The organism is Xanthomonas campestris pv. asclepiadis (assembly GCF_020784175.1).
Lineage (GTDB): Bacteria > Pseudomonadota > Gammaproteobacteria > Xanthomonadales > Xanthomonadaceae > Xanthomonas > Xanthomonas campestris_D.
On sequence record NZ_JAJGQM010000097.1, the window covers coordinates 1 to 1,484 of the forward strand.

Consider the following 1,484-nt stretch of genomic DNA (forward strand, 5'->3'; position numbering starts at 1 on the left):
TCTTCATGGAACCTCCTCGGGAAAGGGGACGAGAAAATTCCACTTCTGGCGTCAGCTAATGGGCGGGGGGATTACCGGAGCTGATGCACCTGTACTCGTACGGGCATGGAAATGGCAGCGAGATTCCCAGTAAACGTCGCTTGTGTGATGTGTCTGGCATTGGAGAGACGCTGATCTACACCTACGACTTTGGCGATGACTGGCAACACCGAGTGACCGTCGAAAAGCTGATGGAAAAACCAACAGGAAGTTATCCGCACTTGATTACCGGCAAAAACGCCTGTCCGCCGGAGGATTGTGGCGGGCCATGGGGCTATGCGGAGATGCTCAGGGTACTTGCTGGCCGCAGCAGTGCCCGCCGACGCGAACTCACGGAGTGGTTAGGGGGCCCATTCGACCCCAACGCTTTCGACATTAGTGAGGCCAGAGAACGTCTTGCCGAGTACGTCAAGCTGTCCATGCCGGAAGCTCCACTTTGATTGAACGCCGGCGCTGTGCTCAACCGTGTGGCCTTATGCGCCCCTTCTCTCGCCGGCACTGCGCCCTCCCTGCCCTCCCGAGGAAGACAAAAACCATGGGCATCAATTACACCGACGAGTTGGCCAGCTTGGTGCTTTTCACTGGCACCACCGCGTTGGCTATCCGGCAATATAGTGCCTACCGCGCCGATACCACCCTTGCCAGTCGCACGGTGGCGCGCGATGTCATGTGGCTATCTGACAGCCTGCACAACTTCGAGGCCATTGGCCGCAGCGTGTTGCAGGCCAACCACGCGCACGTCGCTTTCATGGCTGGTTTGCTGGCCGAGCAGTTCCAGGAGCATTTGCAGACCGATCCAAGTGATCCGGAATCGCCGGCAGCCGCCTTCCAACGTCACACCCAGTACGTCGACCTGCACGCCGTCATCGCCACGCTTCTCAACCTGCAAGCAAAAGCGGCGGCGGCAGTAGAGATGGCGACGGTTTGACATGCTGCGGTGATTGGCGCGATGATCAGCCCATCATCGCAAAATCGGTGATCGGTACTATCAAACCGATAAAGATAGCAGGAGCGCGCAAGCGCCCATCGTCCGATGCTGGCGCTTTTATTTGGCTCGCCAGTTCTATGGTGGGCGGTGCGCGGAGGCCGCAAGGCCTGCCGGTTCCCGCTTCTGCCCTACCGGTTTTGATAGCCGCGTACCGTCCACCACCTTTCCTGCGAGTACGCTCGCTCCTGCAAGAAGGTAGATTCAGCACCAGACGTATCAACAACGAGGCAGCCCGCCGGTGTAATGGGCGGACGCCGAAAACGAAAAAACCGCCTTTGGCGAGGCGGTTTTTTCATCACTGGTCTGGCGGGAACACCAGAGCAATGGGGACACTTGAATGACTCCATCCTAATCCCGCCGGCGAAGCCGTGCAAGAGGGAAAAGGATGCGAAGGCCCACAAGCCAAACACCCCGCCCCGCTGCCGTTCATCGGCGCGGGACATGTCAGCAGTAGACC

Annotated in this window: 1 protein-coding gene and 1 pseudogene; both read left to right on the forward strand. The window is 58.9% G+C overall.

Annotated features, from left to right (window positions below; all coding sequences use genetic code 11):
* Nucleotides 1–77: 77 nt before the first annotated feature.
* Nucleotides 78–479: pseudogene (locus LL972_RS21520) on the forward strand (plasmid pRiA4b ORF-3 family protein); the annotation flags it as partial.
* A 95-nt stretch (nt 480–574) separates the two neighbouring features.
* On the forward strand, nt 575–967 hold the full coding sequence (locus tag LL972_RS21525) for a hypothetical protein (RefSeq protein WP_039417339.1): 393 nt from the start codon (nt 575–577) through the stop codon (nt 965–967).
* The last annotated feature ends 517 nt before the right edge of the window (nt 968–1,484 follow it).

Excerpts from the sequence above, each read along its gene's own strand:
- LL972_RS21525 (WP_039417339.1), top strand. The coding sequence starts at position 575 with ATGGGCATCAATTACACCGACGAGTTGGCCAGCTTGGTGCTTTTCACT.